Below are 24,606 nucleotides of genomic sequence, written 5' to 3' on the forward strand. Positions count from 1 at the left end.
GATCGGTTCTCTCCAACGCCTTGCATCCTACTCCGTCGCCTCGACGCTGCCAGCCCATGGGCCGACAAAAGCGCAAGTTTATGCAAGCGCACAGGTGGCCCTCGGGCACAGACTGAAAGCCATCTTCAGGAGTTGCCGCTATGAACCTCTCGTTATACGTGCTGACCGTGCTGATCTGGGGCACCACCTGGATCGCCTTGAAACTGCAACTGGGGGTGGTGGCGATTCCGGTGTCGATCGTCTATCGCTTTGGCCTGGCGGCCGTGGTGCTGTTTGTCATGCTGTTGCTCAGCCGCCGCCTGCAAGTAATGAACCGGCGCGGGCACCTGATCTGCCTGGCCCAGGGGTTGTGCCTGTTCAGCATCAATTTCATGTGCTTTCTCAGCGCCAGTCAGTGGATCCCCAGCGGTCTGGTCGCGGTGGTGTTCTCCACCGCCACGCTGTGGAATGCGTTGAACTCGCGGGTGTTCTTCGGCCAGAAAATTGCGCGCAATGTGCTGATGGGCGGCGCGCTGGGCCTGTGCGGGCTGGGCTTGTTGTTCTGGCCGGAACTGGTGGGCCATACCGCCAGCCCGAAAACCTTGCTGGGCCTTGGTCTGGCGCTGCTTGGCACGCTGTGTTTCTCGGCCGGTAACATGCTCTCGAGTCTGCAACAGAAAGCCGGCCTCAAGCCGCTGACCACCAACGCCTGGGGCATGGCCTATGGCGCTGCGATGCTGTCGACGTACTGTCTGGTCAAAGGCATTCCTTTCGACGTTGAATGGAACACCCGTTACATCGGCTCGTTGTTGTATCTGGCGATTCCCGGCTCGGTCATTGGTTTCACCGCTTACCTGACCCTGGTCGGGCGCATGGGCCCTGAACGCGCGGCGTATTGCACCGTGCTGTTCCCGGTGGTGGCATTGAACGTGTCGGCCTTCGCCGAAGGCTACCAATGGACCGCGCCCGCGTTGGCCGGGCTGGTGCTGGTGATGCTGGGTAACGTGTTGGTGTTTCGCAAACCCAAGGCGCTGGTGGCGGCAGGAAGTGGCAAGCTGGCGTGATCAGGTTCAAGCGTATGGCGTTGATCAATGGTCGATTTTAAGGACCAGAAAGATCAGCGCCGTCATCATGTAATCGATAACGTTTCGGGTCCAGGTCATGGCATTCCACTGCGTGGAGGTATCCATGTCAAACCATTCATTGCCCACCACTTGTAGGCAGAAGTAATAAACGAATATCCCCATCGTCAAACCGACAATCGCGTATTTCTTGGCTTCGTGAAACTCCTTGCGGGGGGCATTCAGTTTTTTATAAAGCTGAAAGGCGCCCAATAAGCAACAGGCGGTGTAAGTTGTTTCAAGCGTAATGATCATCCAATAGATGCGATGGTGCAGCATGGGTGAAGTGATGGCGCGATAGTGCAGTTCGTTGTTGGGCCTGGTCGTGTCCATGCTCAGGATGTGTCCGACGAATTCATAGTTGGATGAGTAGTCGGTCACATTGCTGAATACAACCAGCAGGCCGAATATTCCGGCCATTAAAACCATGCAAAGCTTGCTGCGCCTTATCAGCGAAGCCGTGGTGAAATGAGTCATGTTGCGTGTTCTCCAGTTCCATTGTCTGCCGAGGGCAGTGTGTGCGTTCGAGTTTATAGCGTGGAAGTTGCACGGGGCTGGAGACTGCATTGCGAATTGTATTGCGAGGTTTGTTGTTTATATAAATGGCGTGCTGTTTGCGGGTGTTGAATGTTTAGATAAAAAATATCAGGAGTGGCTTGTTTTACTTATGAGGACAGGAAAGGAGCAGGCACACCCCGGTGGAGTGCCTGCTCATTCGATCAGCCTTTCCACACCTGTGGATTGACCAGATCCTGCGGCCGCTCACCCAACAGGGCGCTGCGCAAGTTGGCCAAGGCGCGGTAGGCCATGGCTTCGCGGGTTTCATGGGTGGCCGAACCGATGTGCGGCAAGGTCACGGCGTTCTTGAGCTGGAACAGCGGCGACTCGGCCAGGGGTTCCTTCTCGTAGACGTCCAGCCCCGCTCCGCGAATCCGCTGGTTCTGCAAGGCGTCGACCAACGCCGGTTCATCGATCACCGGGCCACGGGAAATATTCACCAGAATCGCGCTCGGTTTCATCAACGCCAGTTCGCGATGGCTGATCAGGTGGCGGGTCTTGTCGCTGAGCGGCACTACAAGGCAGACGAAATCGGCTTCGGCCAGCAACTGATCAAGGCTGCGAAACTGTGCGCCGAGCTCCTGTTCAAGGTGGGCCTTGCGGCTGTTGCCGCTGTACAGAATCGGCATGTTGAAACCCAGACGACCACGACGGGCGATGGCCGCACCGATGTTGCCCATGCCGACGATGCCCAGGGTTTTACCATGCACATCGCAACCAAACAGCGGCGCGCCGACAGTGGCCTGCCATTGCCCGGCCTTGGTCCAGGCATCCAGCTCGGCGACGCGTCGGGCGCTGCTCATCAGCAAGGCAAAGGCCAGGTCGGCGGTGCTTTCGGTCAGCACGTCCGGGGTGTTGGTGAGCATGATCCCGCGTTCGTTGAAATAGGCAAGGTCGTAGTTGTCGTAGCCGACCGAGACGCTGGACACCACTTCCAGTTTGCTGGCGTTCTCCAATTGGGCCCGACCGAGCTTGCGACCGACGCCAATCAAACCGTGGACGTGGGGCAGGGCTTCGTTGAACTGCGCATTGATGTCGCCCTGCTTGGGATTGGGCACGATCACATCGAAGTCGTGTTGCAGGGATTCGACCATTTCGGGCGAGACACGGCTGAAGGCAAGTACGGTCTTTTTCATCGCAGGAAGGCTCGTCAGGCGGAGGAGAATGCCAGGCACGCTAACATTCTCGGTTAGGGTTTTGCGAGGACCACCAAGTTTTGGGCGAACACAAATCCTGTGGCGAGGGAGCTTGCTCCCGCTCGGCTGCGAAGCAGTCGTCTGCCTTCTAGCTCATTGACGCGATTGCGAGCGCTGCGCACTCGAGCGGGAGCAAGCTCCCTCGCCACACTGGATCGCGTCAATCCTTACAATCAATTCGCCAACCCCACCCCACCCAGACTCCCACTCAATTCATACGCTGTCAGTTCCGCCTGATGCGCCGCCAATATCTCCGGCAGCGACCCGCGCAAATATTCGACCCAGGTCTTGATCTTCGCATCCAGGTACTGGCGTGACGGGTAGATGGCGTACAGGTTCAGCTCTTGCGAGCGGTAGTTGGGCATGACCCGCACCAGGCTGCCGTTGCGCAGGCCTTCGATGGCGGCGTAGACCGGCAGCACGCCGACACCCATGCCGCTGGTGATCGCGGTTTTCATGGCGTCGGCGGAGTTCACCAGAAACGGTGAACTGTTGATGGTGACCATTTCCTGGCCTTCCGGGCCGTCGAACAGCCATTTCTCCAGCGGAATCACCGGGCTGACGAGGCGCAGGCAGGCGTGGTTCAGCAGGTCGCTGGGCTTCTGCGCGCAGCCGTTGGCTTTCACGTAAGCGGGCGACGCGCAGACGATGCTGTAGGTGATGCCCAGCCGTTGCGAGACGAAACCCGAATCCGGCAATTCGCTGGCGAGCACGATGGACACGTCGTAGCCCTCGTCCAGCAAGTCCGGCACACGGTTGGCCATGGTCAGGTCGAAGGTCACGTCCGGATGGAATTTGCGATAGCGGGCGATGGCATCGATCACGAAGTGCTGACCGATCCCGGTCATGGTGTGCACCTTCAGTTGCCCGGCCGGGCGCGCATGGGCGTCGCTGGCCTCGGCTTCGGCTTCCTCGACATAGGCGAGGATCTGCTCGCAGCGCAGCAAATAACGTTTGCCGGCCTCGGTCAGGGCGATGCGACGGGTGGTGCGGTTGAGCAAACGGGTTTGCAGATGGGCTTCCAGGTTGGAGACCGCGCGCGAGACGTTGGCCGTCGTGGTATCCAGCTGCACGGCAGCGGCAGTGAAACTGCCGGCTTCGGCGACACAGCTGAAGGCGCGCATGTTTTGCAAAGTGTCCATGGGGTGCTCTCGGGTGCGATGACAAATTGTGACACGAAGTTGCGGAACGCTGTGACCCCGACCAAGGGATTATCTCGCCAACGGTAACAAAGATTCACAGGAATCCCGGCTTATCGCCGCACAGGGCCGCCCCTAGAATTGCGCCGTTACTGGTGTGTGGGAGCGAGCCTGCTCGCGATGGTATCGGCGCGGTGTACCTGACGCACCGAGTTGTTTGCATCGCGAGCAGGCTCGCTCCCACAGATAAGTCAGTGTCCACAGAATCTCGTATCTCCCCCTATTCCAGGAATTTGCAGCAGTGCCGCGTCGCATCAGCAGAGAGTTGAAGACTCTCAGTGTTTGGGCTTTATCGTTAGCAATCAGCGGCTGCATCGGAACCGGAGGTATTGCCCCACAGGGCAAGGCATTCGACGCCAACACATTGGCCACCGACGAGGCCATTCAAAGCGCCGCCAAGGACGCTTATTGGCCCACCGCGCAGTGGTGGCAGGCCTATGGTGACCCGCAACTCAATCACTGGATCGACCTCGCCGTGCAAGGCAGCCCGAGCATGGCCATGGCTGCCGCCCGTGTGCGCCAGGCCCGAGCCATGGCCGGTGTTGCCGAGTCCGCCGAGTCATTGCAGGTCAATGGCCAATCCACCCTCAAGCGCCACAACTGGCCCACCGATCAGTTCTACGGTCCTGGGGAGCTGGCCAACACCACCACCTGGGACAACAACGCCGCCCTCGGTTTCAGCTATGCCCTCGACCTTTGGGGCCGTGAAAGCAACGCCACCGAGCGCGCCGTCGACATGGCCCACATGAGCGCCGCCGAAGCGCGCATGGCGCAGCTCGAACTGCAGAACAACGTGGTCCGCGCCTACATCCAGTTGTCGCTGCATTACGCGCAGCGGGACATCGTGACCGCGACCCTCAAGCAGCAACAGCAGATTCTCGACCTCGCGCAAAAGCGTCTGGACGGTGGCATCGGCACCCATTTCGAAGTCAGCCAGGCACAAACCCCGTTACCGGAAACCCACCGGCAACTGGACGCGCTGGACGAAGAAATCGCCCTGAGCCGCAACCAACTCGCCGCACTGGCCGGCAAGGGGCCGGGGGAGGGCGCACGTTTGCAGCGCCCGACGCTGTCTTTGGGCGCCGCACTGAAACTGCCTTCGGCGTTGCCCGCGCAGTTGCTCGGCCAACGGCCGGATGTGGTCGCCAGTCGCTGGCAAGTGGCAGCCCAGGCGCGCGGTATCGAGGTGGCGTACGCCGGGTTCTACCCCAACGTCGATCTGGTCGGCAGCCTCGGTTACATGGCCACCGGCGGTGGAGCGCTGGAGTTCCTCACCGGCAAGAAGCTCAACTACAACGTCGGACCGGCGATCTCCTTGCCGATCTTCGACGGTGGGCGTTTGCGCTCGGAGCTGGGTGAAGCCTCGGCCGGCTATGACATCGCCGTGGCCAAGTACAACCAGACCCTGGTCAATGCGCTCAAAAGTATCTCCGACCAGTTGATCCGCCGCGAGTCTATGGACAAGCAGCAAACCTTCGCCGCCGAGTCGGTGGCCGCAGCGCAGAAAACCTACGACATCGCGATGATCGCCTACCAGCGCGGACTCACCGACTACCTCAACGTGCTCAACGCCCAGAGCCTGTTGTTCAAGCAGCAGCAAGTGCAACAACAGGTTCAGGCTGCACGCTTGAGTGCCCATGCCGAACTGGTCACCGCCCTCGGTGGCGGGCTTGGCGCGGGTAACGACGTGCCGAATGCCCAACAGACTGAAGCGCCGAAAACCCCGGCCCTTCTGAAGAGCATCGTGAATTGAACGCAAACCCTGTGGGAGCGAGCTTGCTCGCGAAGAGGGAGTATCAGTCAGCATCCATGTCGCCTGACACACTGCCTTCGCGAGCAGGCTCGCTCCCACAAGTTCCGAGACTTGACTGAATTTCACTGAGCAGGATTTCATGACTCCCTTGCCTGCACCGCTGCGCTGGCTGTATTCCCTTGAGTGGCGCCGGGGTTTTTTCGACTGGGCACGCAGTGACGGCGTGACCTGGGTCTACATCTTCAAGGTATTGATCGCCGCGTTCCTGACCCTCTGGCTGGCCATGCGCCTGGAACTGCCGCAACCACGCACGGCAATGATCACCGTGTTCATCGTCATGCAACCGCAGAGCGGTCAAGTGTTCGCCAAGAGTTTCTATCGCTTCCTTGGCACGTTGGCTGGCTCGGCGGTGATGGTCGCGCTGATTGCCTTGTTCGCGCAGAACACCGAGCTGTTCCTCGGCTCGCTGGCGATCTGGGTCGGCATCTGCACGGCGGGCGCAGCGCGTTATCGTAACTTTCGCGCCTATGGTTTTGTGCTCGCCGGTTACACCGCCGCGATGGTCGGTTTGCCGGCGCTGGCACACGCGGACGGCGCCTTCATGGCGGCGGTCTGGCGGGTGCTGGAAATCTCCCTGGGGATTCTCTGCTCGACCCTGGTCAGCGCCGCGATCCTCCCGCAAACCGCCAGCGCGGCGATGCGCAACGCCTTGTATCAACGCTTCGGAGTGTTCGCGCTGTTCGTCACCGACGGCCTGCGCGGGCGCAGCCAACGCGACGCTTTCGAAGCCGGCAACGTACGTTTCATCGCCGAAGCTGTCGGCCTCGAGGGCTTGCGCAGCGTCACTGTGTTCGAAGACCCGCACATGCGTCGACGCAACGGTCGGCTCAGTCGGCTGAACAGCGAGTTCATGGGTATCACCACCCGTTTCAATGCCTTGCACCAATTGCTCGAACGCTTGCGCAGCAGTGGCGCCGATCATGTGGTGGCGGCGATCAAACCGGGGTTGCAGGACCTGGCCGAATTGCTTGATGGCTTCTCGGGGCGTGCGCTGACCCATGCCGATGCGGCGCGTCTGGCGGCGCAATTGGCGGCCTATAAAGAAGGGCTGCCAGCACGTGTGCGCAGCTTGCGGGCGATCTTTCAGGAGGGCGAGCCGAGCGACGCCGAGCAACTGGATTTTCACACCGCGTACGAGTTGCTCTATCGCTTCGTCGACGAGCTGCACAGTTATGCACAGACCCACGCTTCACTGGCCGAGCACCGTCACGAACGTGAGCAATGGGATGAACCCTACACCCCGAAAACCAACTGGCTGGCCTCGGCCGCTGCGGGCATTCGGGCGTCGTTCATTCTGATCGTGCTGGGCAGTTATTGGGTCGCCACCGCGTGGCCAAGCGGTGCGACCATGACCTTGATCGCTGCCGCCACGGTCGGCCTGTCGGCGGCCACCCCGAACCCCAAACGCATGGCGTTCCAGATGGCCTGCGGGACGTTGCTCGGGGCGCTGATCGGTTTCGTCGAGATGTTTTTCATCTTCCCGTGGATCGACGGTTTCCCGTTGCTTTGCGTGATGCTCGCACCGGTAATCGTGCTCGGTTCGTTCCTCACGTCACGGCCGCATTACGCCGGTGTCGGCCTGGGCTTGTTGATTTTTTTCAGCACCGGTTCCGTGCCGGACAACCTGACCGTCTACAACCCTTACACCTTCATCAATGACTACATCGCCATGGTCATGGGCATGCTGGTCTGTGCGGCGGCCGGGGCGATCATCTTGCCGCCCAACAGCCGCTGGTTATGGCGACGTCTGGAGCAGGACTTGCGCGGGCAAGTGGTGTTCGCCATCAGCGGCAAACTCAAGGGGTTGGCTTCAAGTTTTGAAAGCAGCACCCGCGATCTGGTGCATCAGGCGTATGGCCTGGCCGCCGGGCAACCGCAGGTGCAACGCGATCTGCTGCGCTGGATGTTCGTGGTGCTGGAAGTCGGCCACGCGATCATCGAGTTGCGTAAGGAACAGGCGATCCTTCCGGTACATCCCGCCTATGCCGAAACCCAACCGTGGCGCCAGGCAATCCGGGTCATGGGGCGCTCGCTGGTGCGGCTGTTTCTGCAACCGAGCCAGAGCAATCTGGAGCGCAGTCTGGTCGCCGTCGACCACGCCATCAGCCGCGTCCAGGCCACCGACGAACCGTTCGCCCCGCACTTCGACACCTCGGCCTTGCGTCGGGTGAAGAGCTACCTGCATTTCATCCGCACATCGTTGCTCGACCCGCAATCGCCGCTGGCGGCGCTCGCTGCCCCTCAAGGACCTGACCATGCCTCGTGAAATCGCCTTCCACGGCGTGTACATGCCGACCATGACCCTGATGTTTTTCATCGCTGCGGCAGTGGCCTGGGCGCTGGACCGGTTTCTCTCCGGGTTCGATCTGTACCGCTTCTTCTGGCACCCGGCACTGCTGCGCCTGAGCCTCTTTACCTGTTTGTTCGGCGCCCTCGCGCTGACTGTTTACCCTTGAGACCGATTCGATGAAAAAGCTCTTCAGTCTGCTCGCGACCTTGTTGGTACTGGCCCTCGCGCTGTGGATCGGCCGGACCCTCTGGGTGCATTACATGGACACCCCGTGGACTCGCGATGGCCGGGTGCGCGCCGACATCATCAACGTCGCCGCCGACGTCACCGGCGAAGTGATCGACGTCCCGGTGCGTGACAACCAGTTGGTGAAAAAGGGCGACCTGCTGATGCAGATCGATCCCGAGCACTACCAGATCGCGGTGAAACAGGCGCAGTCACTGGTGGCGTCACGCAAGGCCACCTGGGAGATGCGCAAGGTCAACGCGCATCGCCGCGCCGATCTCGACAACCTGGTGATCTCCAAGGAAAACCGCGACGACGCCAGCAACATCGCCGACTCGGCACTGGCCGATTACCAACACGCCCAGGCTCAGCTGGAAGCGGCAGAGTTGAACCTCAAACGCACCAAAGTGCTGGCGGCGGTGGACGGTTATGTCACCAACCTCAACGTCCATCGCGGCGACTATGCGCGCATCGGCGAAGCGAAAATGGCCGTGGTCGACCTGAACTCGTTCTGGGTCTACGGCTTCTTCGAAGAAACCAAACTGCCTCATGTGAAGGTCGGCGATAAGGCCGACATGCAATTGATGAGCGGTGAAGTGCTCAAGGGGCATGTTGAAAGTATTTCGCGCGGCATCTACGACCGCGACAACCCGGAAAGCCGCGAGCTGATCGCCGACGTGAATCCGACCTTCAACTGGGTGCGTTTGGCCCAACGGGTGCCGGTGCGGATTCACATTGATGAAGTGCCGGACGGTGTGCTGCTGGCGGCGGGGATTACGTGCACGGTGGTGGTGAAGCAGGCGGGCGGGGAGTAACTGCTAGACCGAGTCGCCTGCTTCGCGAGCAAGCTCGCTCCCACACTAGATCTTCAGCGAACACACGATATGTGCACGAAGGAGGTCAACTGTGGGAGCGAGCCTGCTCGCGATGACGGCATCACATTCAACATCAACATTGACTGATCCTCCGCTATCGCGAGCAGGCTCGCTCCCACATGGATTGCGCTTGACTGACAGGCATTAGGGCAAGCCCCCTCGCCACAATGACTGACGCCGGATTGGTTACTGCGCAGAATCCGGTGGATCAAGGTGATCCAGCGCCCGATTCACCGCCAACTCGGCCAGCGAGATCATCTGCTGAATCCCCAGCGCGGTATTGCGCTTGGGCCCTTCAAGCTCAAACGCCAGATCGCTGGCCATGACATTCACCGAGGCGAGCGTCTCGCAGGCGTGCGCCAGCAGGGTTTCGCTGTCGACGTCGGGGGCAATGACGAAAATGCAGCCGGGACGTCGGTCGGCCAACATTGCCTTGGTCTCGGGCAGTACCAGGTAATGGTCGAGCGCACGGTGCGCGGCGGCGTGGAGTTCTTTCGAGTCGAGAGAGGCGTAGGGGGAAGTGCTTTCGGTATCAGGGGGATTTGGAGTGGCTTTGAACATGGTCATGCTCCTATGGGTGAAGTCCCTCCTCATTAGCTACCACGCAAATTAAGGAGGCGACTGTACACAGGGTGGTAGACCGGTCATAGGAACCCGGCAGGCCGAAGCCTCCCATGCACAGCCGCCATAAAGCAGCCAGCATAAAAAAACGCCCTGAGGCGTTCTGGGTCTATGAGAAATCCGGGCTACCACACCCGATCGCTGAATTGGCAGCGACCCGAAAAGGTTATCCGTCCCCCATCCCCCAGCGCAACCGTCAAAACGTGTCGGAACCGTCCTCAGAAGCGCGGGCCATTGTCCTTCAAAAACCTACGCGACATAAACGTCCTTTTGATCGCTCCCACTCTTGAGTGGGAGCGATCTCATTCAACCTTGGCAATACGTCTCATGCAAATGCCGCCACTGCAACGCACCAGACGGCAGCTTTTCAATCACCGCCGTCGCACGCCGATCGTTCAACACGCCGCTCGCATCGGATTGCAGTTCGCGATAGCTGACGGTGGCGCCGCCTGCGTGTTGGTCGATCCCACGCAGTTCGCTCAGGCTGATTCGTAATCCTGGACGAGCGCCACCGAGTTTGTCGAACAGCTCACTCAACGCCGGAAAATCCAGCGCATTGCCGTTGGGTACGATCATCGAAATCTGCGGCGAGAAGCGCGCCAGTAACTGTGTCAGTACGTCTCTGTCGGCGGTGCCGGAAAACCATTGCTCGATGTCGATGAGGGTCTGGGTTACTTCGTTGAAGTAGGGGGTGTAATCGGTCATGTTCATTCCTTGAAATGGACGCGTGGCAGAAGTGCCGTTGTGCTGAATGTTTAAAGGTGGCCAGTCAGGCCAAACCGCTTCATCAACCCGCTTTCCAGCAAGCCCTTGGGCAGCAACCCCGCCAGCAGCGGTAACGCCCGGCTGCCATTGCCCAGACGCAGCAAGCGCGGCGGTTTGCTGTGCTGCACGGCCTTGAGCAGATCGCCGGCAAACTGGCTCGCCGGGGTCGGGTTGTCCTGAGAGGCCTTGGCCCGGGCGCGAATGCCTTCGCGCAGCGGCCACCAGGGCGACTGCTCGGTGATCAGCAGTTCGGCTTCAACGCCGGCGTTCCTGGCGAAACTGGAGGCGATGGCGCCGGGCTGGACTTCCATCACCCGAATACCAAACGGCGCCAGTTCCATGCGCAACGCGTCGCTCAAGGCATGCACCGCGGCTTTCGAGGCGCAATAGGCACCGGCGAACGGCGTGACCAACACACCGGAGACGCTGCCGATGTTCACCACCAGGCCTTTGCTGCGACGCAATACCGCAAACATCGCACGGGTGACGCCGACGATGGCGAACACGTTGGTTTCGAACTGGCGTTGCATGGCTTCTACACCGCCGTCGAGCAGCGGCCCCATGGCACCGTAACCGGCGTTGTTGATCAGTACGTCGAGACCGCCGTGCTGCTGGTTGATCCGCTCGCCCAAGTGTTCCAGCGCCGGCCCGTCATTGACGTCCAGTTGCACCGCGGTGAACCCGGCCGCCGCGAGTATCGCCACATCCTCAGCCTTGCGCGCCGTGGCCCAGACCTCGAAACCGGCGCCTTTGAAAGCGTCGGCCAGGGCGCGGCCGATACCGCTGGAACAACCGGTGATCAACGCGATGGGCATGGCGCGGTCCTTGTGCAAGAAGAGGGGGGAAGTGAAGGATCAGTCAGAGAAACTACCCTGCAAACGCTCGGCGCGAAACTCCAGGGTTTGTGGGCGATAGCCAGGACGCAGCGGTGGCATCGGCAAGCAGTCTTCCCAATCGGCGCCGGCCTGCAATTCGCCGGGGCCTCGGTAGCGCGGCGCGGCGTATTGATTGTCCGCCAGGTTGACGGTATCGCCCGGCGCATAGGCCGCGATCCGCCAGCGTAATTCGGTCAGCGGTACATCATTGCCGTTATTGAGCTTCAGTAGCAGCGGGCGATCGGCCGGGCAGTGTTCCGGTGCGTAGGTGATGCGTAACTCCAGCCGCGCCAGTTGCTTGATCTCGCGGTTGTCCAGCCACATGACCCACGTGGCCACCAGCCCCAGCCCGATGGCCGCCGCCAGCGATACCGGCAAGGCTTTGGCCGGATAGCGCAGCAACAGGATCAGCCAGGTGATGACCAGCAGGACGCCGATGAACATGCTTCAAACCCTCCGAGAGTGCATGGTTACCATCCTACCGAAGGCCTGCACTTCTGGACATCGGCGCAATGCAATGGATACCGTTGATCGGCACTGTAACTTCTGACAGTAGCTGTTATTGCCGGGAATGGGTTACACCCTGTGGACAAACTAGGATGAGGTTGCGCCATGCAGGCTCGGACAATCGGCATGCATTACAAGACGCCCCGGCTCGTGGTCAGTGATCCGCGAGGTTTGTCTGTACGCACGGTGGATTATTATCGTGGTGAAGACACTGCAACGGCGCAAGCGCGGATCAGTCGTAGCGTGTTCGATACGGCTGGGCGCGCCATCGAACAGTGGGATCCGCGGCTCTGGGCCCTGCACAAGGATGATCCCCGGACACCGGCCAATCTCACGACGGTTTACTCGCTTTCTGCCAAGGCATTGAAAACGGTCAGTGTCGACGCCGGGATGCGTTTACAGCTGTTCGGTCTGGCTGATGAGTTGTTGCGGAGCTGGGACGGTCGCGGCACTCGGCAGGAGACTCTATACGATCGTCTGTTGCGACCGTTGGCCGTGCTTGAACAAGACACGTGTGCTGAGCGCTTCGAATACGCTGGAGCGGATGACGCGAATATTGAGCGCAATCAGTGCGGTCAATTGATCCGTCACGACGACCCGGCCGGAACGCTTTTTTCCACTGAGTTCGATATTCGCGGTCACTGCATCCGGCAGGCCCGACGTTTTGCGGTTGATCCGGTTCAACCTGACTGGCCATTACTGCCTGAGGACCGTGAGCCGCTGTTGGAGTCGCAGTCCTATGAAACCCTGTGGCGTTTCGACTCCCTTGACGATTGGCGCGAGCAACGCGATGCCAAAGGCAATCGTCAACAGCACCGTTACACCCTTGACGGTCGCGTGCGCGAAAGCTGTTTGAAACTGAACGGCGAAAGCGAGTGGCACACCGTTGTCAGTGCTATCGAGTACAACGCTGCCGGCAACATCGAGCGGCAGGTGGCCGGTAATGACGTGATCACGACCCTGCGCTATCGACCCGAAGACGGTCGACTGATGGAGCGCAAGGATCGCAACGGCAAGCTGCTGCAATGGTTGATCCATGACTATGACCGGATGGGCAATGTGTTGAGCATTACCGATGCGGCAATGCCGGTGCGTTACTTTGCCAATCAGCGCATCGACCCCGTCCGGCGGTATGGGTATGACAGTCTTTATCAACTGATACAGGCATTCGGCTGGGAGGTGAGTGCACCCAACAAAGGACCGCTCGTACCTGCGCAGAATGATCCCGCAGCGGTAGGCAATTATCAGCAGAGGTACGAATACGATGCTGGCGGTAACCTGCTCAAGCGCACTCATGTCGGTGCCCGAAGCCCTGGGCTGGAGATGACGGCTGCGCTGTACAGCAACCGTTGTCTGCCTTTTCGTCCGAACGGCCAACCACCGACGCAGGAACAGATTGCGGCAGCCTTTGATGCCAATGGGAACTTGCTTGAGTTAAGTGCCGCCGCAGGCATGACATGGGACTGGCGCAATCAGTTGCAGTCCGTGTTCCCCGTCGAGCGTGATTGCGAGGTCTATGTCTACGACGGACACGGTCAGCGTGTTCGCAAGGTTCGCTCGCTGCACACCAATGCCCGCACCGTCGTTTACGAGGTGCGCTATCTACCAGGACTGGAATCGCGCATCAACCAGGGGACTGGAGAAACGCTGGAGGTCATGACCCTCCAGACCGGACTCAATACCGTGCGGGTACTGCATTGGGTGTCAGTACCGCCGGGCGGCATTGCCAACGATCAATACCGCTACAGCCTTGTCGACCATCAGGATTCCTGCACCGTTGAGCTTGCCGACGACGGCAGCGTGATCAGCCAGGAAGTCTTTTATTCCTATGGTGAGACGGCCTGGAGTGAGGATGTAGACAGCTATAAAACCCTTCGCTATTCGGGCAAGGAGCGCGATGCGACCGGGCTCCACTATTACGGATTAAGGTATTACGCCGGGTGGTTGCAGCGCTGGATCAACCCTGACCCGGGGGGCGCCATCGACGGCCCGAACCGATACCGGGCCATGCGCAACAATCCGTTGTTTTATCGTGATGTTGATGGGCTGGAGACCAGTCCGAATCAAAACAGCGAAGATTCGGTTTATTACGACCTTGCCGAAGTCGGCGTCGTTCACTACCTTCAAGCATACGGGATGCAGCCGATCCGTAATTATTTCGCAGACAGCCCGGACCCAGCGACGCTGGCTTACCGGAGTGAAATCCCAATTGCGCTTGAACAGTTGGGGGCTGGAGGCAACAGAGCCTTTACCAACACCCACCAGGCCCATGTGTTTGCTGCGGCTCGAACAGATACCAATCCACCTTCCGGTGGGGTGTTGTATCACACGGGCGAGGCGATGTCGGGTTTGTTGAACTATTCGGTGGGAGAGGGCGTGACCAGTCTCATCATGGGGCCGATGTCGGAGGCCTTCAATAGTCCGGTCGGGTCGCCAGAGGTGCTTGCTGCTCGACGGCAGGGGGTGGCCTACGTGATACAGATAGGCGGCAGAATGGCTTCATATTCTCGAAACCCGGCCCTGAGTGCAGTAGGCAGTGTAGCCGTGACTTATGCGCGGCTGATGAGGGTGTCAGAGGCCCAGACGCAAATGCAGTACCAGCAACTGACCCACATAAGGGTTGCGGTGGTTGAAGGTCCGCCTGCACCCATCGTTGATCGATTGACACTGCGTCCTTCAGCGCCTGCTCAAGTGCCGATGTTTGACACTTCGGACTCTTCGTCGCGCCAACCGAGTGCTCTGGCGATGCGCTTACTGGCTGTTGGATTTGCTGCAAATGAACAGTCAAGCGCTGCCGCCGATGCCCCTATAGTGCCGGTGCGCAGAAGAAGCAGATCCAGCTAAAAAAGCCCCCACCCAACCCACTGCGGATAGGGGGCGCAGCCGGCTGGACGGAGGCTTCTTGGTTTGGCGATCATCATGGCGTCCCTGGTTTCAACCACCACGATGTTCTCAAGGCCATTGATCAATGCCGCGCGCCATCGTGATGCTTTATTCGGGGGCGTGGTCACGCAGGAAAACCAGGTTGTCGGGTTTCGACTGTTCGGCGCTGTAGCGGTAACCCTGCACGTCAAACTGCTTGAGCGCAGCCGGGTCGTTGATGCGTTCCTGGATCACGAAACGGCTCATCATCCCGCGGGCTTTCTTCGCGTAGAAGCTGATGATCTTGTACTGGCCGTTCTTCAGGTCCTTGAACTCGGTGTTGATGATCCGGGCGTTCAAGGCGCTGCGTTTGACCGCCGAGAAGTACTCGTTGGAAGCCAGGTTGAGCAGCACGTCATCGCCTTGCTCGGCCAGGGCTTCGTTCAGCCATTCGCTGATTTGCGTGCCCCAGAAGGCGTACAGGTCCTTGCCACGGGCGTTGGCCAGTTTGGTGCCCATCTCCAGCCGATACGGTTGCATCAGGTCCAGCGGGCGCAGCAGGCCGTAGAGGCCCGAGAGCATGCGCAAGTGTTGCTGGGCGTAGTCGAAATCGGCTTCGCTGAAGGTCTGGGCATTCATGCCGGTGTACACGTCACCCTTGAACGCCAGCAGCGCCTGCTTGGCGTTGGCTTGCGTGAACGCCGGGGTCCAGCTGCCAAAGCGCGCGGCATTGAGGCCGCCGATCTTGTCGGAAACGTGCATCAACTCGCTGATCTGTGCCGGGCTCAACTCGCGCAGTTGCAGGATCAGCTCCTGGGAGTGGTCCAGGTACTGCGGTTGGGTGAAGCGCTGGGTGGCCGGCGGTGTTTCGTAATCGAGGGTCTTGGCGGGGGAAATCACCATCAGCATGAAGTCGTCTCCTTTAATCGTGCGGGGATTCTAGGGGGTCGGACGGTTTGACTCCACCTATCAAGGTCATAGGTGATCGACGGCGGAACTGGATCTTGCGGCAGGAAGAGGTCTTTGTGGCGAGGGAGCTTGCTCCCGCTCGAGCGCGAAGCGGTCGCCAGGCGGGCGTATGTGCATTACCTGGAAGAACGCGGTTGCAGGTTTAGGGCTGCTTCGCACCCCAGCGGGAGCAAGCTCCCTCGCCACATTGAGCAGGAAGGGCCATCAGATCAGCTATAGTGCCGCGCGGGTTTTGTTATGGAGACATCCCTTTGCGTATCGCTTTACTGTTTTGTGCCTGGTTGTTCAGCGTTGGGGCTTTTGCCGCGTCCAACGACCTCGCCACGCTGGATCGCAGCACCTGGCCAGAACAACTCGGCAGCCCGACGCTGTTCGATGTCGCTTCACGCGCGGAAATCCTCACCTTCGCCCGAGCCTTGCTCGCCAGTGAATCGCTGGACGAAGGTGCTTTAAAGCAGCGCCTGGGCTTGCGCATGATCAACCTCGATTCGATCAACACACTGCGCGCGCGCATGTGGCAGCGCCTGCTCACCAACTACAACTTCGCCCAGCAGAGCTGTGATCAGGATGCGTCCTTCTGTTTTCTGGTCGAGGACATGGACACCCTGCGCCAGCAGGCCGCCAAGTTCGAGCTCGGCGAAGACTCGTATTACACCCGCTGGGCCGAGCCGAGCCGGCGTTTTCACGAGCGCTATCTGAACGAACAACTGCGCAAGGCCGCGCTGTTTCCGCAGACCAGCAGCGAAGTCGAACTGTTCGGTGACTACGAGCGCAACGGCGATGAGCTGAGCGATCGGCTGTTTGTGCTGAGCTTCGACAGTGCAGCCAACGTCGCACCGGACCACACCGCGTGGCTGACCGAGTACCTGCGCAAGTCGAACCTGAGCGGGACCTTCTTTGTGTTGGGCAGCGACATTCAGAACCGTCTGGCACAACATTCGGTGGCCGAGTTGCAAGCGTTGTACTCAAAGCAATGCATTGGCGTGCAGGGCTGGGAGTTCCGCTCCCACAGCCATTGGCAGGATTGGCAGTATTCAGTCACGCGCAGTGTCGAACTGGTGAAGAACAAACTGCCTTCGAGCTTCGTGCCGTTGTTCCGCCCGCCCAATGGCCAGCGTCGTGCTGATGCCGCAAGCTTCTTCAAGACTCAGGGGTTGCAGGTTGCGCTGTGGGACATCGACCCTGCGGACAGCAGTCGCCAGCTCACGGCCGAGCAGAGCGCGCAGCGGGTGCTGACATTGATGCTGTTGTGGCGCCACGGGGTGATCAACTTCAACGTCAAACAGGACGCGGTTAAAACGGCAATGCCCTGGCTGTTGACGCAAACCGCGCAAAGCGGGATCGGCTGGGAAGATTGTCAGGACGCTTTTCGCTGAAAACGCGTCCTTTCCCCAAAAAAAAGCCGTAAACATTGGGGCAGGGGTGATTTGACGAGGGATTTCGATGCAGGCGGACTTCCGACTTTAACGGTGCCGGGGCGGCGCGCCAAGGGCTTTTCGTCACTCTGAAAAATAAACTTCAAAAAAGCGTCAAAGTGCTTTTTTCTGTCACAGGTTTTGGAGTATTACGAAGACAGACCGCCGAAACCTGCAACACAGGTGGCGTCTTCCAAGACCCCGTTTGTGTGCAGTTCACCTGAGTCGTGCAGTTCTGAGTACGGCAGGTGAATTCGGTGGCCACTTCGAGGCGCAACACTGTCATGGTATTGCGTCGACTGGCTCCCACACAGGTGACCGAGTATGGATGATCACGGACGTAGCCCCTCCAACCAGCCAATCCTTTATGTACTCGATACCAACGTATTGATCCACGATCCAAACGCGCTTCTGAACTTCGAAGAACACCACGTTGCCATCCCGATGACCGTCCTTGAGGAGTTGGACAAGCTCAAGAGCGGCCCTCACAGTGTTGCGGCCGAATGCCGTCAGGCCATTCGCCTGATCGACAAGACGCTGGGCGACGCCTCTCCCGAAGACGTTGAGCTGGGTGTACCGATCCAGCGCGGAAAGAGCGGGCCCAAGGGTTTGCTGTCGATTCTGATGAGCAAGCGCACCGAGCCGAACATCATTCTGCCCGAACACCTGAACGACAACATCATCATCAACCAGTTGATCGACCTGCACACGCATGACAAGGATCTGCGTGTGGTGCTGGTGACCAAAGACATCAACATGCGCCTCAAGGCCCGGGCTTGCGGGATCGCGGCCGAGGACTACAGCACTGACCAGTTGGTTGACGACGTGTCGTTGCTGCCCAACGGTTATCACAACATGACCGGCTCGTTCTGGGACCGTGTCAGCAAGGTCGAAACCCGTCAGGACCACGGCCGCACCTGGCACCAGGTGCAGTTGATCGACAACCTGCCGGCTGTACATATCAACGAGTTCATCATCGACGAACAGGGGTTTGTTGGCTGGATCAAGGAGATCCATGTCGACAAACTGTTGATCCTCGACCTGCATCAGGAGCCCCTGTTGCACCAGGAAGCCTGGGGCCTGAAACCGCGTGACATCTATCAGAGCCTGGCGCTGTTCGCCTTGCTCGATCCGGACATTCACCTGGTCAACCTGTCGGGTGCTGCGGGCTCGGGTAAAACCATTCTGGCACTGGCGGCGGCAATCGAGCAGACCATGGTCAGCAAGCGCTATCGGCGCATTATCGCGACCCGTAGCGTGCAGGGCCTGGACCAGGAGATCGGTTTCCTGCCGGGTACCGAGGCGGAAAAAATGGAGCCTTGGCTGGGCGCCATCACCGACAACCTCGAAGCCTTGCACATGGATGACGAAAGCACCCATGGCAGCGTCGACTACATCCTCAGCAAAGTGCCGTTGCAGTTCAAATCCCTCAACTACATCCGGGGCCGCAGCTTCCAGCAGAGCCTGATCCTGATCGACGAATGCCAGAACCTCACCCCGCACCAGATGAAAACCATCATCACCCGTGCCGGCGCAGGTTCCAAAGTGGTGTGCCTGGGCAACCTGGCACAGATCGACACCCCTTACCTGTCCGCGACCAGCTCCGGGCTGACCTACCTGACTGAACGCTTCAAGGATTTCCCGAACGGTGTACACATCACCCTGCAAGGGGTGCCACGTTCGATCCTGGCCGAATACGCCGAATCGCATCTGTAACCTTCACCCAAACCGGGTGGCCTCCAGGTCACCCGGTTTTTTATGCCCGAAACATAACCCTCTGTGGGAGCGAGCCTGCTCGCGATGACGGTGTGTCAGTCAATGGCATGCTGAATGCCAGACCGCTATCGCGAGCAGGCTCGCTCCCACAAGGTTGTGGTGATCTCATAATCAAACTCGCGAAAAATTGACCTGCGGGTTTACAATCGACGCTCCTGATCAGGAGTAAGGCTGTGCTGACTCATCTCGATTCCCAAGGTCGCGCCAATATGGTCGACGTCACTGAAAAAGCCGTGACGTTCCGTGAAGCCACGGCCGAAGCGCTTGTGCGCATGCTCCCTGAAACCCTGCAGATGATCGTCAGCGGGGGCCATCCCAAGGGTGATGTATTTGCCGTGGCGCGCATCGCCGGCATTCAAGCGGCAAAGAAAACCTCCGATTTGATCCCGCTGTGCCATCCGCTGATGCTCACCAGCGTCAAGGTCGAGCTCAGTGCCGAAGGCCTCGATGCGGTGCGCATCGTCGCCCGCTGCAAACTGTCCGGACAGACCGGCGTCGAAATGGAAGCGCTGACTGCGGCCAGTGTTGCCGCGTTGACGATCTACGACATGTGCAAGGCCGTGGACCGTGGCATGGTCATCGAAACCGTGCGCCTGCTGGAGAAACTTGGCGGCAAGAGCGGGCATTATCAGGTGGCCGATCAATGAAACTGACGGTGAGGTTTTTTGCCCGTTACCGCGAGGCGCTGGGCGTTGATTCGTTAAGCGTCGAAGGCGATTTCGCCACGGTCGACGATGTGCGTTTGCTGTTGGCGCAACGCGAGGGCGCCGAGGTGCTGAGCGAACAGAACCTGATGTGCGCGCGCAATGAAGATTTGTGCCAGCTCGACGAACCGCTCGTTGATGGCGATGAAGTGGCGTTTTTCCCGACAGTGACCGGAGGCTGATCCATGGCGATTCGCGTGCAGTCCACGGCGTTCGATCCGGGTGCTGAAGTCAATGCGATGCATGCGGCGAATGTCGGCGTTGGCGCGGTGGTGAGTTTTGTCGGGTATGTGCGCGACTTCAATGACGGGCTCGATGTGGCCGGGATGTTTCTTGAACACTACCCGGGCATGACCGAAAAAGCCCTCGGCAAAATCGCCATTGAGGCTGAGCAGCGCTGGCCGCTGCTCAAGCTGGAAGTGCTGCACCGCATCGGCGCTCTGGAGCCCGGCGAGCCGATCGTTTTCGTCGGTGCCGCGAGTGCCCACCGTCAGGCGGCATTCGACGCCTGTGCTTTTGTCATGGACTACCTGAAAACTCGCGCACCGTTCTGGAAGAAGGAAAACACCCGCGACGGCCCGCGTTGGGTGGAAGGGCGTGACAGTGATCACGCGGCGGCGGATCGCTGGAAGAAGTAATTTCTCTAGCGCCCTTGAGTACGCCATCGCGAGCAGGCTCGCTCCCACAGTGAATCTTCGTCGTACACAAAGTTTGTGTCTGATGGAGATCAACTGTGGGAGCGAGCCTGCTCGCGATAGGGCCATCGACCACACCAAATTTCCTCCAGATTCACCTCCCGACCAGAGGCTGAAAGAACTGCGCGCGCCCGATTGACGGTAAATACATAAAAGTCCAGTATGGAATTATAAGTACAAAAAAGCGTTTCCCGTTTCACTTTCTTCTGTCTTGCCAAACCAACAACAACCCGCGAGAAAACGAACATGAAGAAGCTCCCCCTGATCGGTGGTCTGGCCCTGAGCCTGTTGGCGTGCAGCAGTCTGTTTGCCGCCGAGAAAACCCTGCGCATCGGTATCGAAGCGGCGTATCCGCCGTTTGCCTCCAAGACCTCGGATGGAAAAATCACCGGTTTTGACTATGACATCGGCAATGCGTTGTGCGCGCAGATGAAGGTCAAGTGCGAATGGGTCGAGGGCGAGTTCGACGGTCTGATTCCTTCCCTTAAGGTGAAGAAAATCGACGCCGCGCTGTCGTCCATGACCATTAACGAAGATCGCAAAAAGTCGGTGGACTTCACCCATAAGTATTACTTCACCTCATCGCGGCTGGTGATGAAGGACGGCGCGGTGGTTGATGACCAATACGCAAGCCTCAAGGGCAAGACCATTGGTGTGCAACGGGCAACCACCACGGACCGTTACGCCACGGAAGTCTTCGAGCCCAAGGGCATCAAGGTGATGCGTTACGGCAACAATGAAGAGATCTACATGGACCTGGCCGCCGGGCGTCTGGATGGCATTTTCGCCGATACCATTCCGCTGAATGACTTCCTGTCGATGCCGCGTGGCGCCGGTTATGCCTTCGTCGGCCCAGAGCTCAAGGACCCGAAATACGTCGGTGAAGGCGCCGGGATTGCGGTGCGCAAGGGCAACACCGAGTTGGTTGCCGAGCTGAACAATGCCATTGATGGCATTCGCGCCAGCGGCGAATACCAGAAGATTGAAGCCAAGTACTTCAAGTCGGATATCTACGGCGATTGATCGATCGCCATCGCGAGCAGGCTCGCTCCCACATAGTCCAGCGGACACAGGACCATTGTGGGAGCGAGCCTGCTCGCGATGAGGTCCTGTCAGCCAATACACCTCTCAGGATTCAGCCTTTGAGCTCTTTCAAATGCTTGTACACCGTCGCCCGCCCCATATTCAGCACGTTGGCCACATAGTTGGAGGCGCTCTTGCCTTTGAAGGCGCCTTCGGCGTGCAGCGCGAGCACCAGCTCGCGTTTGTGCTCACGGGTCAGCACATTCAGGCCCAGTTGCCGCTCCCGCAGCCAGTTATGCAGGAAGGTGTTGATGCGCTCCTGCCAGTCGTCGCGAAACAGCGCATCGGGTTGCGGGATCAGCTTGCTCGGTGAGAGAAACAGATCCAGCGCCGCCTTGGCGTTTTCAAACAGTGAAATATTCAGGTTGATGCACAGCACCGCGATCGGATGCCCTTCGCTGTCGCGCAATACGCTGCTGAGGCTGCGGATCTTTTGCCCATCCCAATTGAGCTTTTCGTACGGGCCGATATTCCGCTCACTGATCTCTTCGCTGAGCATGTCCTCCAGCGCGGCGTCGTCGCCCACTTCCCGTTTGGAAATGTTATTGGCGATGTAGTCGATTTTCTGCGTGCGCAGGTCGTGCAGCACCACCTCGGCGTGGGGGAAAAACAGTGTGGCAATGGCGTCGGCGATCGCCCGGAAGTTATCCAGTGCGGGATCTTGAAGAGGTGGGGTCATCGGTGTTGCTCCAGGCAATCAGCGCCCCGAAGAAAAAGGGGCGCTGGGAGTTTGCCGTAATCGAGGTCAGACGTCACCCAGCGGCAGGTTCAGCCAAGGCGCGAAGGCGAGAGCATTGCGGCGTTGAGGCCAAAGTGGCTAAGTGGTTCGGGCAAGGCTTCACCGCGAACCAGCGCGGCACTGGCCTGGCCCATGGCAGGCGAGGTTTGAATGCCATAACCACCCTGGGCTGCCACCCAGAACAGCCCCGGCACATGCGGGTCGAAGCCACTGATCAGATCGCCGTCGCGGACAAAGCTGCGCAAGCCGGCCCAGGTACGGGTCGGTCGGCGGATGGTCAGGGTGGTGGCTTCTTCGATCTGGTAGATGCCCATGGCGATGTCCAGTTCTTCGGGCTGCACGTCATGCGGCGCCACCGGGTCGGTGTTGGCTGGGGAACCCAGGAACATCCCCGCATCGGGTTTCATGTAGAACGATTCGTCGAGGCTGACCAGCATCGGCCAGTTGTGGATGTCCACACCTTCGGGACCGGCGAAGATGAAGGCTGCGCGACGCTTGGGGATCAGACCCAGAGGCTTGGCGCCGGCCATTTCACCGAGTTGGTCGGCCCAGGCGCCGGCCGCATTGATGATGATCGGCGCGCTGAAGGTCTGCCGGGCGGTTTTCACTTGCCAGAGATTGTCGGCATCGCGCGTCAGACCCAGGACTTCGCTGTCGGTGTGCACTTCGCCCTGATTGCGGCGGATACCGCGCAAGTAGCCTTGATGCAGGGCGTCGGTATCGATGTCCGTGGCGGTAGGGTCGTAGATCGCCCCGTGAACCTTCTCGCGACGCAGGATCGGTATGCGGGCACAGGCTTCGTCGGCGCTGAGCAGTTGCATCTGCGGCACCGTTGCCTTGGCGCTCAGGTATTGCTTGTTCAGCTCGTCCGGATCACCGGTGAAGTCGACGGTCATCTCGCCGCGCGGGGTCAGCAATGGGTGTTCACAGAAGCCGGCCGGTGGCGCATCGAAGAAGTCCCGGCTGGCCTGGGTCAGTGCGCGCACTTGCGGCGTACCATAAGCGGCGGTGTACAACGCGGCCGAACGCCCGGTGGAATGGTAGGCCGGGTGGGATTCGCGTTCGAGTACGATCACCCGGCCGTGTTGCGACAGCCAAAAACCGGTGGAAGCACCGGCGATACCACCGCCGATGATGATGAAATCTGCCTGGGTCATGAATATCTCCAGTGTGGGCGCAATGCCAACGAGTTGGCTGAACCCTGTGGGAGCGAGCCTGCTCGCGATGACGGTGGATCAGACAACATAAGTGCTGAGTGTCCTATCGCTATCGCGAGCAAGCTCGCTCCCACAGGGACAGTGTTGGGTTCAATTCTGGCGGTGCAGCTGATAAATGGCATTGGCCAGGGCGATGTCTTCCAGGCCCAGACCGATGGAGCGGAAGAACACATGGCGGTCATAAGTCGGACGTGGCGTCTGTTCGCTCAACAGTTCGGCCAGGTCGCCCGCAATCGAGCTTTTGTCCCAGCCGTGCTGTTCGCTGGCGATCAGCATTTCGCCGGCAGAGCCTGGTGTGGTCAGGCGATAGTCGCAATACACCTGCATGTCACTCAGCGTTTCAGGCGGTACCTCGTGGGCACGTACGGCGTTGGTGCTGATGGAGGTGATCAGCGCTGGTTTGCTCAAACGCCGTGGATCGATCACAGGTCCTGCAGACGAGGTGCACAGCATGATCACGTCAGCGTCCAGAATGGCCTCTTCGCGGCTGTCCTGCACTTGCAGGCGCGAGTCGATGGCTGTCAGTTGTGCGAGCCGTTGCGAATCCTGGCTCGCCAGGCTCGGCGAGTAGAGGCTGATGCTGTGCCATTCCCGCACGTTCTTCACGTAGTGCAAATGCGCTTGGGCGACCGGGCCGCTGCCAATAATCGCCAGGCGCGAGGCGTGTGGCAGGGCAAGGGCATCAACGGCAACAGCGGTGGTCGCGGCGGTGCGGGCGGTGGTCAGTTCACCGGCATCGCAAAGCAGCAGCGGCTGGCCGGTTTGCATCGACATCAGCAGCGTCCAGGCGGTCACCAGCGGACCGTCCTTGCGCACGATGTAGGGCGAGGTTTTCACCCCGTACACACCGTCTTCGGCCAACACCCCGAGGTAGTTGATGAAGTCACCGGCACCTTGTGGAAACTCCACCAGTTGCTGGGCCGGTTGCACGGCCTGACCAGCGGCCAGATCGCGGAACAGCTTGCGCAGGATCTTCGGCACGTCGACTTGATCAAGCAGTTCGCGGGCCTGGGGTTGGGCGATCACATAGGGTGTGCTGGACATGCGGATGCTCCGTGGAATCGCAAGTAAACTAATTTGTCCATTGTGGACTTATTGTTCTGTTTGGCAATATCCAGGCGT

Annotated in this window: 23 protein-coding genes; 12 read left to right on the plus strand and 11 right to left on the minus strand. The window is 59.7% G+C overall.

Features of this window, described 5'->3' with window-relative positions:
* Positions 1 to 140 precede the first annotated feature (140 nt).
* Positions 141 to 1,043 carry a DMT family transporter gene (locus NTD87_RS10660; protein WP_262113811.1) on the plus strand — a complete coding sequence of 301 codons (903 nt, stop codon included), beginning with the start codon at positions 141 to 143 and terminating at the stop codon, positions 1,041 to 1,043.
* 24 nt (positions 1,044 to 1,067) lie between these two features.
* Here the strand turns inward: NTD87_RS10660 and NTD87_RS10665 are convergent, their stop codons facing one another.
* From NTD87_RS10665 to NTD87_RS10675, 3 genes are all read right to left on the minus strand, one after another.
* Positions 1,068 to 1,577 carry a DUF2165 family protein gene (locus NTD87_RS10665; protein WP_262113813.1) on the minus strand — a complete coding sequence of 170 codons (510 nt, stop codon included), beginning with the start codon at positions 1,575 to 1,577 and terminating at the stop codon, positions 1,068 to 1,070.
* A gap of 242 nt (positions 1,578 to 1,819) precedes the next feature.
* Entirely contained in the window at positions 1,820 to 2,794 is a 975-nt protein-coding gene (locus NTD87_RS10670) for a 2-hydroxyacid dehydrogenase (protein WP_262113815.1), read from the minus strand.
* Between the two features lie 233 nt (positions 2,795 to 3,027).
* On the minus strand, positions 3,028 to 3,996 hold the full coding sequence (locus tag NTD87_RS10675; protein WP_262113816.1) for a LysR family transcriptional regulator: 969 nt from the start codon (positions 3,994 to 3,996) through the stop codon (positions 3,028 to 3,030).
* A gap of 298 nt (positions 3,997 to 4,294) precedes the next feature.
* Here NTD87_RS10675 and NTD87_RS10680 point away from each other — a divergent pair, with 298 nt between their 5' ends.
* The 4 genes from NTD87_RS10680 to NTD87_RS10695 all read left to right on the plus strand — a co-directional run bounded on the left by NTD87_RS10680 (position 4,295) and on the right by NTD87_RS10695 (position 9,196).
* The gene (locus NTD87_RS10680) at positions 4,295 to 5,806 is read left to right on the plus strand and encodes an efflux transporter outer membrane subunit (protein ID WP_262113818.1); all 1,512 of its coding nucleotides are present in this window, start codon (positions 4,295 to 4,297) and stop codon (positions 5,804 to 5,806) included.
* A 139-nt stretch (positions 5,807 to 5,945) separates the two neighbouring features.
* Positions 5,946 to 8,132, plus strand: coding sequence for an FUSC family protein (locus NTD87_RS10685; protein WP_262113820.1), 2,187 nt, complete (start codon positions 5,946 to 5,948; stop codon positions 8,130 to 8,132).
* Complete coding sequence (locus NTD87_RS10690; RefSeq protein WP_019691945.1) at positions 8,122 to 8,322, plus strand: DUF1656 domain-containing protein; 201 nt, start codon at positions 8,122 to 8,124, stop codon at positions 8,320 to 8,322. The genes NTD87_RS10685 and NTD87_RS10690 overlap by 11 nt, the downstream gene beginning before the upstream one ends.
* A 10-nt stretch (positions 8,323 to 8,332) precedes the next feature.
* Positions 8,333 to 9,196, plus strand: a complete 864-nt coding sequence (locus NTD87_RS10695) for an HlyD family secretion protein (RefSeq protein WP_262113821.1) — start codon at positions 8,333 to 8,335, stop codon at positions 9,194 to 9,196.
* 246 nt (positions 9,197 to 9,442) lie between these two features.
* Here NTD87_RS10695 and NTD87_RS10700 read toward each other — a convergent pair whose 3' ends face one another.
* The 4 genes from NTD87_RS10700 to NTD87_RS10715 all read right to left on the minus strand — a co-directional run bounded on the left by NTD87_RS10700 (position 9,443) and on the right by NTD87_RS10715 (position 11,961).
* Positions 9,443 to 9,817: a DUF6124 family protein gene (locus NTD87_RS10700; protein ID WP_262113823.1), complete on the minus strand. Its 375-nt coding sequence runs from the start codon at positions 9,815 to 9,817 to the stop codon at positions 9,443 to 9,445.
* 366 nt (positions 9,818 to 10,183) lie between these two features.
* The gene (locus tag NTD87_RS10705) at positions 10,184 to 10,582 is read right to left on the minus strand and encodes a DUF4440 domain-containing protein (RefSeq protein WP_262113825.1); all 399 of its coding nucleotides are present in this window, start codon (positions 10,580 to 10,582) and stop codon (positions 10,184 to 10,186) included.
* Positions 10,583 to 10,632: 50 nt separating this feature from the next.
* Positions 10,633 to 11,457: an SDR family oxidoreductase gene (locus NTD87_RS10710; protein WP_262113826.1), complete on the minus strand. Its 825-nt coding sequence runs from the start codon at positions 11,455 to 11,457 to the stop codon at positions 10,633 to 10,635.
* Between the two features lie 39 nt (positions 11,458 to 11,496).
* Positions 11,497 to 11,961, minus strand: coding sequence for a multidrug transporter (locus tag NTD87_RS10715; RefSeq protein ID WP_262113832.1), 465 nt, complete (start codon positions 11,959 to 11,961; stop codon positions 11,497 to 11,499).
* A 189-nt stretch (positions 11,962 to 12,150) separates the two neighbouring features.
* On the opposite strand from NTD87_RS10715, the gene NTD87_RS10720 reads away from it, so the two are divergent.
* Positions 12,151 to 14,868 (plus strand): RHS repeat-associated core domain-containing protein, encoded by a 2,718-nt coding sequence (locus NTD87_RS10720; protein WP_262113833.1) that lies wholly within the window; start codon positions 12,151 to 12,153, stop codon positions 14,866 to 14,868.
* A 147-nt stretch (positions 14,869 to 15,015) separates the two neighbouring features.
* Here NTD87_RS10720 and yaaA read toward each other — a convergent pair whose 3' ends face one another.
* On the minus strand, positions 15,016 to 15,795 hold the full coding sequence (yaaA, locus tag NTD87_RS10725) for a peroxide stress protein YaaA (RefSeq protein ID WP_262113834.1): 780 nt from the start codon (positions 15,793 to 15,795) through the stop codon (positions 15,016 to 15,018).
* 311 nt (positions 15,796 to 16,106) lie between these two features.
* On the opposite strand from yaaA, the gene NTD87_RS10730 reads away from it, so the two are divergent.
* From NTD87_RS10730 to NTD87_RS10755, 6 genes are all read left to right on the plus strand, one after another.
* Positions 16,107 to 17,231 (plus strand): polysaccharide deacetylase family protein, encoded by a 1,125-nt coding sequence (locus NTD87_RS10730; protein WP_262113836.1) that lies wholly within the window; start codon positions 16,107 to 16,109, stop codon positions 17,229 to 17,231.
* A 363-nt stretch (positions 17,232 to 17,594) separates the two neighbouring features.
* Positions 17,595 to 18,986, plus strand: coding sequence for a PhoH family protein (locus NTD87_RS10735; RefSeq protein ID WP_262113838.1), 1,392 nt, complete (start codon positions 17,595 to 17,597; stop codon positions 18,984 to 18,986).
* Positions 18,987 to 19,219: 233 nt separating this feature from the next.
* A complete protein-coding gene (gene moaC / locus NTD87_RS10740; protein ID WP_054593900.1) occupies positions 19,220 to 19,693 on the plus strand; it encodes a cyclic pyranopterin monophosphate synthase MoaC in 474 nt (157 codons plus the stop codon).
* Positions 19,690 to 19,932: a MoaD/ThiS family protein gene (locus NTD87_RS10745; protein ID WP_262113841.1), complete on the plus strand. Its 243-nt coding sequence runs from the start codon at positions 19,690 to 19,692 to the stop codon at positions 19,930 to 19,932. Before moaC ends, NTD87_RS10745 begins: the two co-directional genes overlap by 4 nt.
* Positions 19,933 to 19,935: 3 nt before the next feature.
* Complete coding sequence (moaE, locus tag NTD87_RS10750) at positions 19,936 to 20,388, plus strand: molybdopterin synthase catalytic subunit MoaE (RefSeq protein ID WP_262113842.1); 453 nt, start codon at positions 19,936 to 19,938, stop codon at positions 20,386 to 20,388.
* 303 nt (positions 20,389 to 20,691) lie between these two features.
* Entirely contained in the window at positions 20,692 to 21,468 is a 777-nt protein-coding gene (locus tag NTD87_RS10755) for an ABC transporter substrate-binding protein (RefSeq protein ID WP_262113843.1), read from the plus strand.
* Positions 21,469 to 21,580: 112 nt separating this feature from the next.
* Here NTD87_RS10755 and NTD87_RS10760 read toward each other — a convergent pair whose 3' ends face one another.
* The 3 genes from NTD87_RS10760 to NTD87_RS10770 form a co-directional block, all read right to left on the minus strand.
* On the minus strand, positions 21,581 to 22,207 hold the full coding sequence (locus NTD87_RS10760) for a transcriptional regulator (RefSeq protein ID WP_262113844.1): 627 nt from the start codon (positions 22,205 to 22,207) through the stop codon (positions 21,581 to 21,583).
* Between the two features lie 89 nt (positions 22,208 to 22,296).
* Positions 22,297 to 23,424: an NAD(P)/FAD-dependent oxidoreductase gene (locus NTD87_RS10765; RefSeq protein WP_262113846.1), complete on the minus strand. Its 1,128-nt coding sequence runs from the start codon at positions 23,422 to 23,424 to the stop codon at positions 22,297 to 22,299.
* Between the two features lie 150 nt (positions 23,425 to 23,574).
* Positions 23,575 to 24,528 carry an ornithine cyclodeaminase family protein gene (locus tag NTD87_RS10770; protein WP_262113847.1) on the minus strand — a complete coding sequence of 318 codons (954 nt, stop codon included), beginning with the start codon at positions 24,526 to 24,528 and terminating at the stop codon, positions 23,575 to 23,577.
* Between the last annotated feature and the right edge of the window lie 78 nt (positions 24,529 to 24,606).

The organism is Pseudomonas sp. 6D_7.1_Bac1 (genome assembly GCF_025465945.1).
Lineage (GTDB): Bacteria > Pseudomonadota > Gammaproteobacteria > Pseudomonadales > Pseudomonadaceae > Aquipseudomonas.

Excerpts from the sequence above, each read along its gene's own strand:
- NTD87_RS10710 (WP_262113826.1), bottom strand. The coding sequence starts at position 11,457 with ATGCCCATCGCGTTGATCACCGGTTGTTCCAGCGGTATCGGCCGCGCC.
- NTD87_RS10685 (WP_262113820.1), top strand. The coding sequence starts at position 5,946 with ATGACTCCCTTGCCTGCACCGCTGCGCTGGCTGTATTCCCTTGAGTGG.
- NTD87_RS10690 (WP_019691945.1), top strand. The coding sequence starts at position 8,122 with ATGCCTCGTGAAATCGCCTTCCACGGCGTGTACATGCCGACCATGACC.
- NTD87_RS10770 (WP_262113847.1), bottom strand. The coding sequence starts at position 24,528 with ATGTCCAGCACACCCTATGTGATCGCCCAACCCCAGGCCCGCGAACTG.
- NTD87_RS10695 (WP_262113821.1), top strand. The coding sequence starts at position 8,333 with ATGAAAAAGCTCTTCAGTCTGCTCGCGACCTTGTTGGTACTGGCCCTC.
- moaE (WP_262113842.1), top strand. The coding sequence starts at position 19,936 with ATGGCGATTCGCGTGCAGTCCACGGCGTTCGATCCGGGTGCTGAAGTC.
- NTD87_RS10700 (WP_262113823.1), bottom strand. The coding sequence starts at position 9,817 with ATGTTCAAAGCCACTCCAAATCCCCCTGATACCGAAAGCACTTCCCCC.
- yaaA (WP_262113834.1), bottom strand. The coding sequence starts at position 15,795 with ATGCTGATGGTGATTTCCCCCGCCAAGACCCTCGATTACGAAACACCG.
- NTD87_RS10745 (WP_262113841.1), top strand. The coding sequence starts at position 19,690 with ATGAAACTGACGGTGAGGTTTTTTGCCCGTTACCGCGAGGCGCTGGGC.
- NTD87_RS10670 (WP_262113815.1), bottom strand. The coding sequence starts at position 2,794 with ATGAAAAAGACCGTACTTGCCTTCAGCCGTGTCTCGCCCGAAATGGTC.
- NTD87_RS10675 (WP_262113816.1), bottom strand. The coding sequence starts at position 3,996 with ATGGACACTTTGCAAAACATGCGCGCCTTCAGCTGTGTCGCCGAAGCC.
- NTD87_RS10715 (WP_262113832.1), bottom strand. The coding sequence starts at position 11,961 with ATGTTCATCGGCGTCCTGCTGGTCATCACCTGGCTGATCCTGTTGCTG.
- NTD87_RS10765 (WP_262113846.1), bottom strand. The coding sequence starts at position 23,424 with ATGACCCAGGCAGATTTCATCATCATCGGCGGTGGTATCGCCGGTGCT.
- NTD87_RS10660 (WP_262113811.1), top strand. The coding sequence starts at position 141 with ATGAACCTCTCGTTATACGTGCTGACCGTGCTGATCTGGGGCACCACC.
- NTD87_RS10735 (WP_262113838.1), top strand. The coding sequence starts at position 17,595 with ATGGATGATCACGGACGTAGCCCCTCCAACCAGCCAATCCTTTATGTA.
- NTD87_RS10760 (WP_262113844.1), bottom strand. The coding sequence starts at position 22,207 with ATGACCCCACCTCTTCAAGATCCCGCACTGGATAACTTCCGGGCGATC.
- NTD87_RS10705 (WP_262113825.1), bottom strand. The coding sequence starts at position 10,582 with ATGACCGATTACACCCCCTACTTCAACGAAGTAACCCAGACCCTCATC.
- NTD87_RS10720 (WP_262113833.1), top strand. The coding sequence starts at position 12,151 with ATGCATTACAAGACGCCCCGGCTCGTGGTCAGTGATCCGCGAGGTTTG.
- NTD87_RS10755 (WP_262113843.1), top strand. The coding sequence starts at position 20,692 with ATGAAGAAGCTCCCCCTGATCGGTGGTCTGGCCCTGAGCCTGTTGGCG.
- NTD87_RS10665 (WP_262113813.1), bottom strand. The coding sequence starts at position 1,577 with ATGACTCATTTCACCACGGCTTCGCTGATAAGGCGCAGCAAGCTTTGC.